This window comes from Xanthomonas sp. 3075, assembly GCF_014197275.1.
Taxonomy (GTDB): Bacteria; Pseudomonadota; Gammaproteobacteria; order Xanthomonadales; family Xanthomonadaceae; genus Xanthomonas; species Xanthomonas campestris_B.
Map to the genome: position 1 here is coordinate 1 of NZ_JACIFI010000016.1, position 16,917 is coordinate 16,917.

Here is a 16,917-nt window from a genome sequence, read left to right on the forward strand (position 1 = left end):
ATGACCCCGGCTGCTTATGCCCAACATCTGGCCAACACCGATATCATTACCCCCGGACTCTAAACCAAGCCGCTACTCAGGGCGGGGGGATGTCGAGTACTCAAATAAATACTAAATAATCAAATCCATTTCAGAAATTAGATCCATTAGATCACCTGGCCAGAGATCGTGATGAAGAAGTTTTCTTCCGTTGTCAATCGGCGAATATCTGACACCCTTCCATTCCACCGGCATAGCTTTCGGATTGAGGAAGTGAACTTCTCCTCCATGAGCCATTGCATTGCGGACCACGGCAGCAAACTGCCAGACTTCCGGCCAATACTTCTGCTCCACCCCATATTTCTTTTGAACAAAAACCTTATTTCGCTCGAAGTAATTCGTGCCTAGTGCTTGACCATAGCAATAAAGCATCGATGCAATTGAGCCGAGAGGCAGTTCCCCGGGGGCATCCTCATCAGCAACATAGGATTGTCTTTCCAATTGCAATTCGAAAGGCACAAAGTTAAACCCAAGATCAGAAATTGCAGAACTAGGCTTCCATATCCACCGTGCAGGCGAGAGACGACTACTGATAGATATTGAGTCATCAGACCGATAAGCACTCGAACTGCCGGACCGCGCCGCCTCCAAGCACATCACAACACCAAGCAAGCTAATCAAGTAAGCCATGAAATCAGAAAAGAATCTTTTCTCGCCGGTCACTACAGAATAGATTTCGGGCGAGGGCTCAGCATTTCCGCCTTCAGCAATAAATCCAAGACTCAGCCTAACTATTGACTTCGGAACATCATCCATCTCAACTCCTATCTTTTTCACAACGCGTCGATATCGCCCAGCGCGTTGATCAGCCGGCGGGCACGCTTGTCCGGCTTGCCCTCGGGTGCGCGATAGCCGGTGCGTTCGGCGGCGCGCTGCAGCCGCCATTGCGAGCGGGCTTCTCGGGAGGCATCGCTTTCCACGTACAGCGCCTGTGCGACCGGTGCCGGGCCGCGCACATCGCTCAACGCCGCGACGGTGATCTCGAAGATCTCGCCGCCACGGTCGATGCGCAATTGCTCGCCGCTGCGCAACGTACGCGAGGGCTTGGGTCGCTGGCCGGCGACATCCACCTTGCCGTTGTCCACCGCCGTCTTGGCCAGGCTGCGCGTCTTGAAGAAGCGTGCCGCCCACAGCCAGACATCCAGCCTGACCGTCGTCGCTTGTTCCACCAGTTGAGTCATCGGGTTGTGCTTGCCGTGGGTTCAATGGGCTGCAGGCCGGTGTGGTCATCGCCGCTGCATCGGCGCGTCATAACGGGCTGCACTGAGCGAAAAATATTTGGGCAACCTCGTCGAAACTCAAGCGCCACCGCCAGCCAGACCAAGCCTGCCTGCCACACACTGGCTGACCGATACAGGCAGAGCTGCATAGCGCGTGTGGTGCCCGTGGCATCGGCCTAGCGAGCTCGCTCTTCCATGGCTGTTGAGATTCGCAAGGCGACCGCACACCTCGCACATGCCAATGCTAGTGTTCGCAGCTTCCGCACCACGGCGCGTCTGCGATGCCCAAATCCGCTGTCCTTACCGAAGGCCCGATCGGCAAGAATCTGCTGCTGTTCGCGATGCCGATCCTGGCGGGAAACATCGCCCAATCGCTCAACGGTTCGATCAATGCGATCTGGGTGGGCCGCTACCTCGGCGAGGCGGCGCTGACTGCGGCCGCCAATGCCAACAGCATCATGTTCTTCCTGATCGGCTCGGTGTTCGGTATCGGCATGGCCTCGACCATCCTGATCGGCCAGGCGATGGGCGCGCGCGACATCGCCCAGGCGCGCAAGGTCATGGGCACCAGCGCCAGTTTCTTCGGCGGGCTGTCGGCAGTGATCGCGGTGCTCGGCTGGTTTCTGGCGCCGCATCTGTTGACCGCGATGGGCACGCCGGCGGCATCGCAAACGCTGGCCGAGGCGTACCTGCGGGTGATCTTCCTGGCCATGCCGCTGATCTATGTGTTCGCGTTCCTGTCGGCGGCGCTGCGCGGCACCGGCGATGCCCGCACGCCGTTCCGCTTTTTGTTGGTGTCGGTGGTGCTGGACATCGTATTCAACCCGCTGCTGATCTTCGGCCTGGGCCCGTTTCCGGCGCTGGGCATCGCCGGTGCGGCCTGGGCCACGTTGCTGGCGCAGGCGGTGGCGCTGGGCGGTTTGCTGCTGTATCTGCGCAGCAAACGTCATGTCCTGTGGCTGGGGCGCGGCGATCTGCGCCTGTTCCGCCTCGCGCCGACGATCCTGCGCGCGCTCATCGTCAAAGGCGTGCCGATGGGCCTGCAGATGGTGCTGATTTCCTTGGCCATGATCGCGATGATGACGCTGGTCAATGGCTTCGGTACCGACACCGCAGCCGCCTACGGCGCGGCGCTGCAGCTATGGACCTATGTGCAGATGCCGGCGATGGCGCTGGGCGCTGCGTGCTCGACGATGGCCGCGCAGAACGTGGGCGCCGGTCTCTGGAACCGTGTCGATGCGACCGCGCGTACCGGTATCGTCGCCAACGTCCTGATGACCGGCGTGCTGATCGGACTGTTGATCCTGTTCGACCGCTGGACGCTGGCGCTATTCCTGCCCGCCGACAGCCCGACGCTGGAGGTCGCGCGGCATCTCAATCACATCGGTATCTGGTCGTTCCTGCTGTTCGGCGTGAGCTTTGTGATTTCCGGCGTGGTGCGCGCCACCGGTGCGGTGATCCCGCCACTGCTGATTCTGGCGTTCGGCCTGTGGGGAGTGCGCGTACCGCTGGCGAACGTCTTGATTCCGCATCTGGGAGCCGATGGCATCTGGTGGAGCCTTCCGATCAGCTCGGTGTGCTCGATGCTGCTGTCGCTGGCGTATTACCGCTGGGGCGGCTGGCGCAAGGCACGCATGCTGGCCACGCCTGCAGATCCTTCGGCACTGGCTGCCGCCGCCGAAGTGCCGGCGCATCCGGCGTCACCGATTGCAGATACGGCGCCAATCACGGATGTGCCGCAGCCCCGCCAGCGCTGACGTCGGCTGGCAGCACCGGGCGGCGTACTGCCACAACGGCTGACATCACGCCAGGTCGAAAGCAGCAGGAGGATGCCCTGTTGAGATGATCGATGCAGCGTACAGGCGCTTGGTGATTCATCGACGACCTGCCAGACCCAGGTAACCGCTAGCGGGCAGCTGCCAGGAGGTCTTTCCCACTAGCAACAACCACGCGCTCGCCTACCCCGCGCACCTCACGCACGCACCACCGTCAAATCCCCAATCCCCAATCTCGATTCCCTAATCCCGATTCCCACAACGCAAACGGCCGCCCGAAGGCGGCCGTTTGGCAATGGCAGGACAAGCCTGCCAGTGACTTACTCAGCCTTGGCAGCAGCCTGGCGAGCGGCCTTGGCCTGTGCAGCGGCGGCCAGATCTTCCTTGATGCGGGCAGCCTTGCCTTCCAGACCACGCAGGTAGTACAGCTTGCCCGCGCGCACCTTACCGCGACGCTTCACTTCGACCGAGTCGATGATGGCGCTGTGGGTCTGGAACACGCGCTCGACGCCAAAGCCGTGCGAAATCTTGCGCACGGTGAATGCGGAGTTCAGGCCGGCATTCTTGGTACCGATCACCACGCCCTCATAGGCCTGCACGCGCTCGCGGTTGCCTTCCTTCACCTTGACGTTCACCACGACGGTGTCGCCCTGGTTGAACTCCGGCAGCTGGCGCTGGATCTGGGCGGCTTCGAAGTCAGCCAGGATGGTCTTGTTGAGTTTGCTCATGGTGGGCACCGCGTGTCTGGTGATATTGGACCGGCAGTCGCCGCACGGCGATTGCTCGAGGTTCGTAGGAGGGCCAAGCGCAGGGCTGGCCAGCAAGCCGCATATTGTACCCCAATCAATCTTGCAAGAGCTAGGGGTGAGCCCTTATTTCTCGTCGTCCGGGGCGAGTTCGCGGCGAAACTCGTCCAGCAGACGGCGATCGTTCTTGTCCAACCCGGCCTCATCGAGCAGGTCCGGGCGACGCAGCCAGGTCCGGCCCAGCGACTGCTGCCGGCGCCAGCGCGCAATCGCGCCGTGGTTGCCCGAGCGCAGCACGTCCGGCACATCGCCCCAGTCGTGGGTCGACGGATGGCTGTAGTGCGGGCAGTCGAGCAGCCCTTGCGGGCCTTCGAAACTGTCCTGGGCTGCGGATTCGGCGTCGTTCAACACCCCCTCCTGCAACCGCGTCACCACATCCACCAGCACCGCTGCGCCCAATTCGCCGCCGGACAACACGTAGTCGCCGATGGAGATTTCCATATCCACCGCCTGCGCCAGAAACCGCTCGTCCACGCCTTCGTAGCGCCCGCACAGCAACACCATGCGTGGCAACTGCGCCAGCTCGCGAGCGAGCGGCTGGGTCAACGGCCGCCCCTGCGGGCTGAGATAGATCACCGGCGCCGGACGCGCGTCTGCCGCCTGCACCGCGTCCAGACAGGCCCGCAGCGGCTCGATCAACATCACCATGCCGGGCCCGCCACCGAACGGACGATCGTCCACCCGGCGGTAATTGCCCTGCGCATGATCGCGCGGATTCCAGCCCTGCAAGTCCAGCAAGCCACGCTCCTGCGCCCGCCCGACCACGCCGAACGCCGCGCATTGCGCGATGAACTCGGGGAACAGGCTGATGACGTCGATGCGCACTGGAGAATCGGGAATCGGGATTGGGGAATGGGTAGAGCAAGAGCGGAGCCGGGGCACCGCTTTGATCAGAAGTCCGGGTCCCAATCCACCACGATCAAGTTGGCGTCGAAGTCGACCGACTTGACGAAATCCGGCAGCACGAACGGCACCAGCCGCTCGCGATCGCCGCGCACCACCATCACGTCGTTGGAGCCGGTGGAGAACAGATGCGAGACCGTACCGAGCTTGACGCCCTCGACGGTTTCCACCTGCAGCTCTTCCAGATCCACCCAATAATATTCATCGGGCTTGGGCGGCGGCAGCACGCTGCGCGAGACGTAAATCTCGGTTCCGTGCATGGCTTCGACGGTGTCACGGTCACTGACGTCGGGGAACACCGCAATCAGATTCTTGCCCTGATCGCGTCCACGTACGCCACTGACGACCGACTCCTGCCCCGAGGGCGTCCGCACGATCCACGGTTGGTACCGGAAGATGGCGCTACGCGGCTCGGTCCAGGATTCGAGCTTGAGCTCGCCCTTGACACCAAAAGCGCCGACAACCCTGCCCAGCAGGATACGGCGCTCGGTCGGTTTCATCTGCGTCAACTAGGCCGGGCGATACATGCCCGGCCCTCCCGGATCAGGCCGCAGCAGCCTGGGACTTGGATGCTTCGCGATACAGGTTACGCACCTTGTCGGTCAGCTGTGCGCCCTGGCCGACCCAATGGTCGACGCGCGCAAGGTCCAGCACGACGCGCGGTTCTGCGCCCTGGGCAACCGGGTTGTAGTAACCCAGACGCTCGATGTTGCGGCCGTCGCGCGCGCTGCGCACGTCGGTCACGATGATGTGGTAGAACGGACGCTTCTTGGCGCCGCCGCGGGTCAGTCGAATCTTGACCATGGTGTCGTTTTCCTGAGTTGCCCAGTCGCCAGAGTGGCGCGGTAAGCCGGCGATTATAGCGGGCTGCGGCAGCGAAGCCAAGTCACCCGGCGCCGGCACGCCAGATCACTCAGATCGCTTGCCAGGCATGGGTTTGCAGGGCCCGCTCCAGCAGCGGCAACTGCGCGGCATGCGGCCCCCAACGTGCCGGCCCCAGCGCCACGATGGCCTGCTGCCCGCGCGCATTGCAGGCGAATGCGCCATCGAAACGGTCCAGTTCGCTCAGCTCCACCGGGCGGCTGATCTGGGCGATGCCCAGCGTCTTCAGCCCGGACTGCAGCAACTGCTGCCGGGTGCCCAGCAGTGCCGGCCCTTGCGGCCAGACCACCCCGCCGCGCTCCCACAGTCCCAGATTCCAGAACGCCCCCTCCAGCAGCCTGCCCTGCCGGTCCTGCAGCACCACATCGTCATGGTCGGCCTGCATGGCCAGGCGGCGCAGATGCAGCAGCGGAAACGTGCCGACATGCTTGAGTTCCGGCCGCTCGCGTACGTAATCGGTCACCTGCACGCGCAGCCCGGTGTCGGGCATCTCCGCCGGCGGCGAGATGGCGACCAGCACATCCAGTGCGACCTCGCGCAATGGGTCGCGGAAATCGTAGTCGGGCGCGAACACGGTGACGCGCAGGCTGGCATCGGCCATGGCCGATGCCAGCAGCGCGGCGTGCAACTGCACCCGCAGCTGGTCCGTTTCCAGTTCCTGGCCGAACAGCGCGCGGCTATCTTCCTGCAGGCGATGCAGATGCAGGTGCAGCCCCAGCGTGGCACCGTCGCGCACCTGCAGCGTGGTGAAGTGGCCGTAGTTGATCAGCGCGGCAGCGCCCAATTGCTGCGCTGTCGCCGGAGCGCCGTTGCAGAAGATCAGCGACATGACAGCACCTGTGCTTCCGCCCACCACTGGGCGACCAATTGCGCGGCCGGCTGTGCAGGCGCCATCCAGGCCGATTGCCCGGCCCAGGCCTGCATGGCGTCCAGGCGGTTGTCGCGCATCGCGGCCTGACGCATCGGCGCGGTCACTGCGCGCTGTACCGGATACGGGGCTGGTGGCGGCGAATCCGCAGCAGCGGCAGCACGCACATACGGGGTGGCGAGCGCACGCCCCAGCCGGCCGGAAAATGCGCGGGTCGTCTGGGTCTGTTCCGGTTCGGCCTGGGCCAGGGCGTCGGCCCAGGCGCTCGGCAGCGCCGCCTCGGGGGTGCGCAGCAAGCCGGTGCCGATCTGTACGGCGCTTGCGCCCAGCATCAGCGCTGCGGCAATGCCGCGCGCATCGGCGATGCCGCCTGCGGCGATCACCGGGATATCCAGGTGATCGACCAATCGCGGCAACAAGGCAAACAGCCCGGTCATCTGCCGCTCGGCACGACCGGCGTCGAACGCACCGCGATGCCCGCCGGCTTCGGCGCCCTGCGCGACCACCGCATCGGCACCGGCCGCCTGAGCCGCACGCGCTTCGTCCAGCGTCGTCGCGCAAGCGAACCAGGCGATGCCGGCGCGCTTCAGGCGTGTCACCTGATCGGGCCGAAAGACGCCCATGATCGACGATGCGACCGCAGGACGAGCGGCGAGCAAGGCCTCGAACTGGGCATCGAAGTCGGCCGGTGTTGCATCGCCCGCCGCCTCGGGAACCGGCGGCCCCCACTGCGATAGAAACTCGCGCACGCGCGCCTCGGCATCGGCATCGCGTACAGGTGCCGGATCGGGAATCCACAGATTGATCTGTGCAGGCCCCGCACTCGCGTCACGAAACGCCGCCATCCACGCCACGATGTCCTGCGGCTGCGACAGCACCGCGCCCATGGCGCCCATGCCGCCAGCGTTGGCGACAGCGACCGACAACGGCACCGGGCAGGCGCCGGCCATGGGGCTGAGCAGGATCGGCAGGCCTAAACCAAACCGCTGCTGGAAGGCGTCGATATGCGAAAACGAACCCATCGTGCGCGGCCTGGAATGATGAGACGTCATGGTAACCGCCGGTGCATCCGGCGCGCGCGCAGCATGGCGATCGACCAACGTCCGTCAGTTACCGCAGTGGCAACGGCAGGACGCGACATAGCTTGATCGACAGCGTGTTGATCGACGACGCTTGCGCGTGCGTCGGCACGCTGATCGATCCGACCATCCGCATCATCACCAGCCACGCCACCGACACTGCCGGCAGCAGCACGATCCAGCCAGTGGTCGACTGCAGCGCCCGCATGATTGCCAGCGCGTGCGACGCAACGCGTGCCTGTCGAGGCACGCGTTGCCGCTTGAAACTCAACGGAACGGCATGCCGCCACGGCCGCCCATGGCGCCCATCATGCCCTTCATGTTGCGCATCAGGCCCTTCATGCCGCCGCCGGCCAGCTTGCCCATCATCTTTTCCATCTGCTGGTACTGCTTCATCAGCTTGTTGACGTCGGCCGGCTGCATGCCCGAGCCGCGTGCGATGCGGGCGCGGCGCGAACCGTTGAGCAATGTCGGGTTGCGGCGCTCTTTCTTGGTCATCGAATTGATGATGGCGATCATGCGCGGCACTTCCTTGCCAGTGACCTGCTGCTTGACGTTGTCCGGGATCTGGCCCATGCCCGGCAGCTTGTCCATCAGCCCATGGATGCCGCCCATGTTCTGCATCTGCTCGAGCTGCTCCTTCATGTCGTTGAGGTCGAACTTCTTGCCCTTGGCGACCTTGGCGGCGAGCTTGGCGGCTTTTTCCTGGTCGACGCTGTGCTCGACCTGCTCCACCAGCGACAGCACATCGCCCATGTCCAGGATGCGGCTGGCGACGCGGTCGGGATGGAACACGTCCAGGCCGTCGGTCTTTTCGCCGGTACCGACGAACTTGATCGGCTTGCCGGTGATGTAGCGCACGCTCAGCGCCGCACCGCCACGGGCGTCGCCGTCGGTCTTGGTCAGCACCACCCCGGTCAGCGGCAATGCCTCGCCGAAGGCCTTGGCGGTGTTGGCCGCGTCCTGGCCGGTCATCGCATCGACCACGAACAGGGTTTCGGTCGGGTTGACCGCCGCGTGCAGCGCCTTGATCTCGTCCATCATCGCCGCATCGATCGCCAGGCGGCCGGCGGTATCGACCAGCAGCACGTCGACGAAGGACTTGCGCGCGTCGCTGATGGCGGCACGCACGATATCGACCGGCTTCTGCGAGGCGTCGGAGGCGAAGAACAGCACGCCGACCTGCTCGGCCAGGGTCTTGAGCTGCTCGATCGCGGCCGGGCGATAGACGTCGGCCGAGACCACCATGACCTTTTTCTTGCGCTTTTCCTTCAGGTGCTTGGCGAGCTTGCCGACCGTGGTGGTCTTGCCCGCGCCCTGCAGGCCGGCCATCAGGATGATCGCCGGGGCCGGCACGTTGAGGTTGAGGTCGGTGGCGGCCGCGCCCATGACAGCGGTCAGTTCGTCGCGGACGATCTTGATCAGCGCCTGGCCCGGGGTCAGCGACTTGAGCACCTCCTGGCCGACCGCGCGCACCTTGATGCGCTCGATCAGCGCCTGCACCACCGGCAGGGCGACGTCGGCTTCGAGCAGCGCGATGCGCACTTCACGGGTGGCTTCGCGGATGTTCTCCTCGGTCAGGCGGCCGCGGCCGCGCAGGCGCTCCATGGTGCCGGAGAGACGTTGGGTAAGGGACTCGAACATGCGCAAGGGACCGCAAAGGGAAACGGGCACCGATTATAGCGGCACCGGCTGACGGCCTGCCCCGGCCAGCGCCGCTGCCCGGCACCCGCGGCCCTGTCCCGCCCGACAGGGTCAGCTCGCCCAAGCCGGCCGCGCCGCCGCCGCCAGCCCAACGAAGCGCCAGGTCGATGCCCGGCCCCACGACTGCTCGCTGCCAGTCCCCTCAACTCTCGCGACCCACAGCTCCTGCTTCACCGATTCCCGAATCCCGAATCCCTGCCCCACCAATATGCGAAACTTCCACGATGACACTCATTCTCATCGCGTCCGCCTTGTATCTGCTGGCCACGGCACTGCTCACCCGAGCGGTAGTGCGCGATGGCAACCAGGCACCCGCGCGTTGGCTGGCGCCAGCATTGGCGGCGGTGGCGCTGCACGCCGGCTATCACGCGATGGTTGCGTTCCGTACCGCTGGCGGGCCGGACATGCACTTCTTCGCCGCGCTGTCGCTGTGCGGGCTGGGCATGGCGGCGCTGACGGCGGTGTTCGGCGCCCGCGGGCGCATGGCAGCAGTGGGCGTGGTGGTGTTCCCGCTGTCGGCCTTGCTGCTGGTCTGCTACCACGCCTACGGCCATGAGCCGAGCGCGGATCTGGGCTGGCGGCTGGAGCTGCACGCATGGATGGCGCTGTTGGCCTATGCCACGCTGGGCATTGCCGCGCTGCTGGCGATCATGCTGTGGCTGCAGGAGCGCGCATTGCGCAGGCGCGATTTCCATACCTGGCTGCGTGCGCTGCCACCATTGACCGAGCTGGAGACGCTGCTGTTCCGCACGATCACGGTGGGCTTTGTGTTGCTGAGCCTGACCCTGCTCACCGGCCTGCTGTTCGTGCAGGACTTCCTGGCGCAGCGGCTACTGCACAAGACCGTGCTCAGCATCCTGTCGTGGATCGTGTTCGGTGCGCTGCTGATCGGCCGCTGGCGTAATGGCTGGCGCGGCACCAAGGCGGTGCACTGGACGCTGACCGCGATGGCGCTGCTGGTGTTGTCGTTCTTCGGCAGCAAGTTCGTGATCGAGCTGGTGCTGGGGCCGCGCTGATCGCGCTGGCTGCGCGTGCGTCCATGCACCCGGTATGCGCCAGGCGCCGGTGCGCGCAGGGCTAGCGCCGTCGCTGCCCCTGCTCAGCTCAAAGTAGACGACCACCGCGCCCAGCCGTCGCCGGCACGGCGGCAACGCTGCCCTGCCCGCCCGACGACCGCATGGCCGTTGCGATCGCCGCAGCTAGGCATCCAGCGCAGCGCTGACCTCCGCCCACGGCCGATCCGGTCCCGGGCTGGCGAAGCGATAGGCGATATGGCGGCGATAGGTCTGGCCGGGACGCAGGATCGTCGACGGGAAATGCGGATGATTCGGTGCATCCGGGTAGTCCTGCGGCTCCAGGCACACCCCGCGTCCCAGGCCGGGATGGTGGTCGTCCAGATGCTGGCCTTCGTACAGTTGCACTGCCGGTGCATCGCTGGTGATGCGTAGCGCCACGCCACTGTGCGGCGAGTACAGCTCGGCCACGCAATCGGCGTCTGCCGCCAGCACCAGGCACCGGTCGTAGCCTTTGCCAAGGATCACCTGCGGATGCGCAGCATCGCGGTTGTCGGCCAAGGCGGCAGCGTTGCGGAAATCGAACGGTGTGCCGGCGACCGGGGCGATCTCGCCGGTCGGGATCGATTCGGCATCCACCGGCAGATAACGATCGGCCGGCACACGCAGCACCTGCGCGGCGGCGCGCTGATGCGGGTCGCCGGACAGGTTGAAATATGGGTGATGGGTGAGGTTCAACGGGGTAGCGGCATCGCACTGCGCCTCGAAGTCCAACTGCAGGTCGAGCCCTCGCAGTTGCAGCCGCGCGCGCACCTGCAGATTGCCGGGGTAGCCTTCTTCGCCATCGGGCGAGTCGTAGCCGAGCAACACCTGATCGGGCGCGTGCTCCAGCACGCTCCACACACGCCGCCCGAAACCGTGCAGACCGCCATGCAACTGGTTACGCCCTTCGTTGGCCACCAGCGTGTGGGTCACGCCATCGAGCGTGTAACGCGCACCGCCGATGCGATTGCCAAAACGCCCGACCAGGATATTGAGGCTGTCGCCATCGGCGGCGTACGCGGGCAGATCCGGCAACGCCAACACCAGCGGCACCACGCCCTGCGCAGTGGTCAGCCGCAGCGCATGCAGGATGCCGCCGTAGGTGAGGATCTCCGCCTCCAGCCCGGCATCGCTGCGCAGCGTCAGCGCATGGATCTCGACCCCGTCTGGCAACCGCCCGAACACTCGCTGCATGATCGTCCCGCCGATACTGGAAGCTGGCGAGCATAGCCGCCCGACGTGGCTGCCTGCCATGCTGCTGCGCATCTCGTGGCGCAACGCATGTCGATTGCTCCAACCGCGCGCTGTCTGCATGCGGCGGTGTTCGCCTTGGTCGCAATGCAGCAATACAGGCAGGCAGTGCACGCACTACGCTAGGGCCACGCTTGCCCACTGGCTGTGCGTGACCACCTCCACCGACCAGCACAGGAGCACCCACCCGATGCAGTGCATTCCCCTCGCGTTGCGGCTATCACTCAGCCAGCTGTTGCGGTCGATCGTGGCAGTCGCACTGGCCACCAGCGCGCTCGCCGGCTCCGCTACCGAGGTCAAGGTGACCGGCACGCTGCAGGCGGACCAGCCCGGTGCGCAGGTATCGCGGCAGCTGTTCGGGCAGTTTGCCGAGCACCTGGGGACCGGCATCTATGGCGGGGTGTGGGTTGGCGAGGACTCGCCCATCCCCAATACACGCGGCTATCGCAACGATGTGGTGGCGGCGTTGAAGGCCATTGCGGTACCGAACATTCGCTGGCCGGGCGGTTGCTTTGCCGACGAATACCATTGGCGCGATGGCGTCGGCGCGCAGGCCAAGCGCCCGATCAGCGTCAACACGCACTGGGGCGGCGTGGAAGAATCCAACCACTTCGGCACGCACGAATTCATGGACTTCACCGAGCTGCTCGGCACCCAGGCCTATGTCGCCGGCAACGTGGGCAATGCGGCGCCGGACGAAATCGCGCAATGGGCCGAATACATGACCGCGCCGAGCCGGTCGACGTTGGCCAACGAGCGCCGCGCCAATGGCCGCGATGCGCCGTGGCAGGTGCCCTACTTCGGCGTGGGCAACGAGCTGTGGGGCTGCGGCGGCAACATGCGCGTGGAATACGCGGCCGACGTGTATCGGCGCTACCAGACCTTCGTCAAGGCACCGGCCAACCAGAAGATCCTCAAGATCGCGCCCGGCCCCAACAACGACGATTACCACTGGACCGAGGTGATGATGCGCGAGGCCGGCAAGCTGATGGACGGCCTGAGCCTGCACTACTACACCGTGCCCGGTGGCTGGCCGCCGCGCGCGTCATCGACCGATTTCGATGAGGCTGCGTGGATCGATACGCTGGCGCGCACGTTGGTGATGGATGAGCTGATCAGCAAACACAGCGCGATCATGGACCGCTATGACCCGGGCAAGAAAGTGGCCTTGGTCGTGGACGAATGGGGCACCTGGTACGCCGGCCTGCCCGATGCCAACCCCGGTTTTCTGCATCAGCAGAACAGTCTGCGCGATGCGCTGGTGGCGTCGTTGAACATCGACATCTTCAGCGCGCATGCCGAGCGCGTGCGCATGGCCAACATCGCGCAGATGGTCAACGTGCTGCAGGCGATGATCCTCACCGACGGCGACAAGATGGTGCTGACGCCCACCTACCATGTGTTCGCGCTGTACAAGCCGTATCAGGACGCCACCCACCTGCCGCTGCAACTGCAGACGCCGCAGTACCGCCACGGCGATGCGCATGTACCTGCGGTGCACGGTTCGGCCGTCAAGGCCAAGGACGGCCACGTCTATGTGGCATTGACCAATCTGGATGCCACCGCAGCGGCAACCGTCGCCGTGCAGGTGGACGGCCTGCCGCTGCGCGGCGTGGCCGGACAGATCCTGACCGCTCCGGCAATCACCGCACACAACACGTTTGCACAGCCGCGTAACGTGGCGCCCAAGCCATTCAACGGTGCACGCGTACAGGGCAAGGCACTGACCGTGGCGCTGCCGGCGCACTCGATCGTGATGCTCAAGCTGGAGTGAGCGCCAGGGTGCTGCGGCGTGGGTAGTGATCGATGGTGTCATGCATCGAAGACGACGACGTCGGGCACTTCGTGTTCTGGAGCCGCTTGGCAACCAGGCAGTTCGACACCCGGTTGCACGCAGGCGTATCACACCGGCGTGCGCGTTGTTGCCAGTGCGCAGCAAACGGCTTGAACATGTCGGCTACACACCGGTCACCGCTTCCGCAGGTGCGGCCAGCAACGCCGGCTCGGTGAAGCGCCACTGCGCCGGCAGGCGTTCGAGCACGTGGTCCATGAAGGCGCGCACCTTCGGGGTGAAGTCGCGGCGGTCGGCAACGCACAGGTAGATCCGCAATGGCTCGGGCAAGGCCTGGGCCGCCCTGCCCGCATCGGGGACGAACAGCGGCTGCAGCTGACCGCGCTGCATATAAGGTTCGACGACAAAGGCGGCCAGTCGCGTGATGCCGCCACCGGCAGCGGCCATGGTGGCGAGCGCATCGACATCGTCGCTGACCATCGCCTGGCCTAACTCCGGCTGGAAGCGCACGCCGTCGCGCACGAAGGTCCAGCGCAGGAACCGTCCGTCCACCGGATACCGCAGCAACAGGCAGTCGTGGTACTTCAATTCGTCCGCAGTCTGCGGCCTGCCGCGACGGACCAGATACTCCGGCGCAGCGCAGACCACGAACGGGACCTGCGCGATGCAGCGCGCCACCAGGCCATCCTCCAGCTGCGCCTCGATCCGCAAGCTGACGTCCACGCTTTCCCTGGCGTGCTGCACCACGCGGTCGGTGCATTGCAATTCGATGTCCAGTTGCGGGTAGCGCTGGCGCAATGCGGGCAACATCGGCGCCAGCACATGGCGCGCGAACCCGGCGGTGCTGGCAACGCGCAGGCGTCCGGCCGGCGCCTGTTGCGGCCCGGCAACCGATTGCCGCGCGCGCTCCAGATCGCGCTCCAGCTGGCGCACCTGCTCGTAGTAGAGCGCTCCGCGCTCGGTCAGGGCCAGGCTACGCGTGGTCCGGTGCAGCAGACGCACGCCAAGGTGCTGTTCCAGGCGCGCGATGTTCTGGCTGACCGCCGCCGCGCTCACCCCCAGCAACTTGGCACCTGCGGCAATGCTGCCGGCATCGACCGTGCCGACAAAACTACGGATGGACTGAAGAATATTCATGGATGAGGCACAGCATTACCGAACGATTCGTAAGATTTGCTTATGTAAGCCGCAAGGCTACGCGATCTACCCCGATGTCGGCGGCGCTTCTACAGTGCCGCCCACGCCGCTGTGTTGCGGCATTCCGGGCACCTCCCATGTCGTCATCGCCACCCTCTTCGACCAAGGTGCGTCCGCGCTGGAAGCCGGGCGTCCGCGCCACCCCCTTTGTTTTCGCGTTCTACATGGCCACGATCATGGCGCTGCTGATGTGCCTGGTGATCACCGGCGCCAACACCGGCCTGGCGCCCGGTTATCTGTGGCGCGTACTGGATGCCTATCGCATCGCGATGCCCACTGCGTTCTGCTGCGTGCTGGTGGTGCGGCCGTTGGTGATTCGGCTGGTGGCATGGACCGTGCACGCAGGCCACTGAGAGACACCCGGGCCGCTGACCGATCACCCGGCAGGAGCAGCCGTCATCCAGCTCACCATCGCTCGTTCGCTCCGGCTCTCACGCATAGCCTGCGCTACCGGTTGTCCGCGCCAGCGCGTCACCGCAGGTTGGTCGGCAGGCAGCGAACACTGCACTGATACGTGCGTTGGCGCAGGCGTCACTGCATGCCAACGATAGGCAGCCCGCGCATCTGGCGGACGACCGGGCAATGGCTTGCTTACCTGCTCGACCGCACCACAGGTATTGAATCCTCCGTCTACTCGCCTTGCATCGGTTAGACCCTAGCGAGCAGCCCTTCCGCTGGCGTGGACGGCGCGGAGAACGCGCAGCGTACGAACAGCAACATGCCGATCCCGAACAACGGCCGCGCCCGCCTGGCGCCTGCGCAGTCGTTTTTGTTGGCCGCTCTTGATTGGGCCGTGCCGTCGGCGGTAAGCCGCTGCTGCCACGCAGCATGCAACCGACGACGTTTGCGACCGGCGTCATATCGCGACGCACTCATTTCGGAATGAACACCACGAAACTGAAACACACCAGGAAATTGCGTTGACTGTGCGGGGCCAGCTACGCAGCGTCGCTTCTCCAAGGACTCAGGTCCGCACCTGGAGAGGCGTGCAATGAACACCTTACGCAGTGTTGCTGTGCAGTTCGCTGTGTTGCTTGGCGTGGGGCTGGCACCCGGCGCGCACGCACAGACCCTGGTGTGGGAAGACAACTTCAACGGCCCGAGTATCGATGGCAACAAATGGATTTACGACGTCGGCAACGGCTGCCAGATCGGCCTGTGCGGCTGGGGAAACGGCGAATTGCAGTACTACACCAGCCGTCCGGAAAACGCGCGCATCGAAAATGGGCGCTTGGTGATCGAAGCGCGACGCGAAACGTTTCAGGGCATGCCGTTCACCTCCGCGCGGCTCAAGACCGAAGGCCGCATGCATTTCAAATACGGCACGCTGGAAGCACGCATCAAGACACCGGTGGTCGGCAACGGGCTGTGGCCGGCGTACTGGATGCTGGGCACCATCGGCGTCTGGCCCGGGCGTGGCGAGATCGACCTGATGGAAGCCGGCATGGCCGCAGCGATCGCCAATGGCACCGTCAACCGCCGCATCGGCGCGGCGGTGCATTGGGATTACAACGGCGCGCAGGCCGACTACGACACCAGCTACACCCACCCGGTGGATCTGCATACCGATTTCCACGTGTACCGCATGACCTGGGACCCGCAGTTCATCCGCGTGTCGATCGACGGCCAGCAATATTTCGAATTTGCGATCTCCAATATCGATGGCGCATCGCTGCACGAATTCCATCAGCAGCAGTATCTATTGCTCAATCTGGCCGTCGGTGGCACGTTCACCGGCATCAGCTCACCCGCTGCGGTCACCGCGCCATTGCCAGGCAAGATGGAGGTCGATTACATCCGCCTGTACCAGAATCCCGGCTCGGCGTTATACGTGGGCGCGCAACATGCCGCACCCGCCGGGCGCTTTGGTGTGTTCACCGAACAAACCGACACCAGCGCGCGGCTGACCTTCGGTCAGGATGCCGAGCTGTATCTGTGGAACAACCTCACACCGATAGCGCAGTCGCCGTTCGAAGGAGGCAGCGTGATGGCGTACCGCGCCAACGCCGGCGCGTGGTACGGATTGGGCATCCAGACCGATTATCGCGATTTGTCTGCGTATGCGGGCGGCACGTTGAAGCTGCACATGAAAACCAGCACGCCTTCGAACTTCAAGATCGGCATCAACACCAGTTTTGGCGACAGCTGGGTGGACTTTGTCGCTGGCGGCAATCATTACGGCCTGGTGCGCGATGGCGCCTGGCACGAGGTGAGCATTCCACTCGGTGCGTTCTACGACCTGGATCTGCAGGCGGTCAAACAGGCCTTCATGCTGGTGGCCGATCCGCCGGCCGCACCGGTGGAGATCGCCATCGACAAGGTGTACTACCAAAGTCGCTGATGAGT

The 16,917-nt window shown here is 64.9% G+C and carries 17 protein-coding genes; 5 read left to right on the plus strand and 12 right to left on the minus strand.

Annotated features, from left to right (window positions below; genetic code table 11):
- Positions 1 to 111: 111 nt before the first annotated feature.
- Positions 112 to 795, minus strand: a complete 684-nt coding sequence (locus GGR62_RS15100) for a hypothetical protein (RefSeq protein ID WP_184408678.1) — start codon at positions 793 to 795, stop codon at positions 112 to 114.
- 17 nt (positions 796 to 812) lie between these two features.
- The gene (locus tag GGR62_RS15105) at positions 813 to 1,220 is read right to left on the minus strand and encodes an RNA-binding S4 domain-containing protein (RefSeq protein ID WP_184408679.1); all 408 of its coding nucleotides are present in this window, start codon (positions 1,218 to 1,220) and stop codon (positions 813 to 815) included.
- A gap of 320 nt (positions 1,221 to 1,540) precedes the next feature.
- Between GGR62_RS15105 and GGR62_RS15110 the strand changes: the two genes are divergently transcribed.
- Complete coding sequence (locus GGR62_RS15110; RefSeq protein WP_184408680.1) at positions 1,541 to 3,016, plus strand: MATE family efflux transporter; 1,476 nt, start codon at positions 1,541 to 1,543, stop codon at positions 3,014 to 3,016.
- 338 nt (positions 3,017 to 3,354) lie between these two features.
- On the opposite strand, the gene rplS is transcribed toward GGR62_RS15110, so the two are convergent.
- From rplS to ffh, 8 genes are all read right to left on the minus strand, one after another.
- Positions 3,355 to 3,762, minus strand: a complete 408-nt coding sequence (rplS, locus tag GGR62_RS15115; protein ID WP_011036399.1) for a 50S ribosomal protein L19 — start codon at positions 3,760 to 3,762, stop codon at positions 3,355 to 3,357.
- 144 nt (positions 3,763 to 3,906) lie between these two features.
- Complete coding sequence (trmD, locus tag GGR62_RS15120; protein WP_184408681.1) at positions 3,907 to 4,665, minus strand: tRNA (guanosine(37)-N1)-methyltransferase TrmD; 759 nt, start codon at positions 4,663 to 4,665, stop codon at positions 3,907 to 3,909.
- Positions 4,666 to 4,730: 65 nt separating this feature from the next.
- Positions 4,731 to 5,243: a ribosome maturation factor RimM gene (gene rimM / locus GGR62_RS15125; protein ID WP_184408682.1), complete on the minus strand. Its 513-nt coding sequence runs from the start codon at positions 5,241 to 5,243 to the stop codon at positions 4,731 to 4,733.
- Between the two features lie 43 nt (positions 5,244 to 5,286).
- Entirely contained in the window at positions 5,287 to 5,547 is a 261-nt protein-coding gene (gene rpsP / locus GGR62_RS15130) for a 30S ribosomal protein S16 (RefSeq protein WP_184408683.1), read from the minus strand.
- 109 nt (positions 5,548 to 5,656) lie between these two features.
- Positions 5,657 to 6,454: an aminotransferase class IV family protein gene (locus GGR62_RS15135; protein WP_184408684.1), complete on the minus strand. Its 798-nt coding sequence runs from the start codon at positions 6,452 to 6,454 to the stop codon at positions 5,657 to 5,659.
- Positions 6,445 to 7,515, minus strand: a complete 1,071-nt coding sequence (locus GGR62_RS15140; RefSeq protein ID WP_184408759.1) for a nitronate monooxygenase — start codon at positions 7,513 to 7,515, stop codon at positions 6,445 to 6,447. Before GGR62_RS15140 ends, GGR62_RS15135 begins: the two co-directional genes overlap by 10 nt.
- Positions 7,516 to 7,603: 88 nt before the next feature.
- A complete protein-coding gene (locus GGR62_RS15145; protein WP_184408685.1) occupies positions 7,604 to 7,780 on the minus strand; it encodes a hypothetical protein in 177 nt (58 codons plus the stop codon).
- Positions 7,781 to 7,839: 59 nt separating this feature from the next.
- Positions 7,840 to 9,216, minus strand: coding sequence for a signal recognition particle protein (ffh, locus tag GGR62_RS15150; protein WP_184408686.1), 1,377 nt, complete (start codon positions 9,214 to 9,216; stop codon positions 7,840 to 7,842).
- A 284-nt stretch (positions 9,217 to 9,500) separates the two neighbouring features.
- Between ffh and ccsA the strand changes: the two genes are divergently transcribed.
- Positions 9,501 to 10,292, plus strand: a complete 792-nt coding sequence (ccsA, locus tag GGR62_RS15155) for a cytochrome c biogenesis protein CcsA (RefSeq protein WP_184408687.1) — start codon at positions 9,501 to 9,503, stop codon at positions 10,290 to 10,292.
- 183 nt (positions 10,293 to 10,475) lie between these two features.
- Here ccsA and GGR62_RS15160 read toward each other — a convergent pair whose 3' ends face one another.
- On the minus strand, positions 10,476 to 11,525 hold the full coding sequence (locus GGR62_RS15160; protein ID WP_184408688.1) for an aldose epimerase family protein: 1,050 nt from the start codon (positions 11,523 to 11,525) through the stop codon (positions 10,476 to 10,478).
- A gap of 247 nt (positions 11,526 to 11,772) precedes the next feature.
- Here GGR62_RS15160 and GGR62_RS15165 point away from each other — a divergent pair, with 247 nt between their 5' ends.
- A complete protein-coding gene (locus GGR62_RS15165; RefSeq protein WP_184408689.1) occupies positions 11,773 to 13,356 on the plus strand; it encodes an alpha-L-arabinofuranosidase C-terminal domain-containing protein in 1,584 nt (527 codons plus the stop codon).
- Between the two features lie 183 nt (positions 13,357 to 13,539).
- On the opposite strand, the gene GGR62_RS15170 is transcribed toward GGR62_RS15165, so the two are convergent.
- Positions 13,540 to 14,511 (minus strand): LysR family transcriptional regulator, encoded by a 972-nt coding sequence (locus GGR62_RS15170; RefSeq protein ID WP_184408690.1) that lies wholly within the window; start codon positions 14,509 to 14,511, stop codon positions 13,540 to 13,542.
- Between the two features lie 137 nt (positions 14,512 to 14,648).
- On the opposite strand from GGR62_RS15170, the gene GGR62_RS15175 reads away from it, so the two are divergent.
- Positions 14,649 to 14,924 carry a DUF2798 domain-containing protein gene (locus tag GGR62_RS15175; protein WP_184408691.1) on the plus strand — a complete coding sequence of 92 codons (276 nt, stop codon included), beginning with the start codon at positions 14,649 to 14,651 and terminating at the stop codon, positions 14,922 to 14,924.
- A 638-nt stretch (positions 14,925 to 15,562) separates the two neighbouring features.
- Positions 15,563 to 16,912, plus strand: a complete 1,350-nt coding sequence (locus GGR62_RS15180; RefSeq protein WP_184408692.1) for a glycoside hydrolase family 16 protein — start codon at positions 15,563 to 15,565, stop codon at positions 16,910 to 16,912.
- The last annotated feature ends 5 nt before the right edge of the window (positions 16,913 to 16,917 follow it).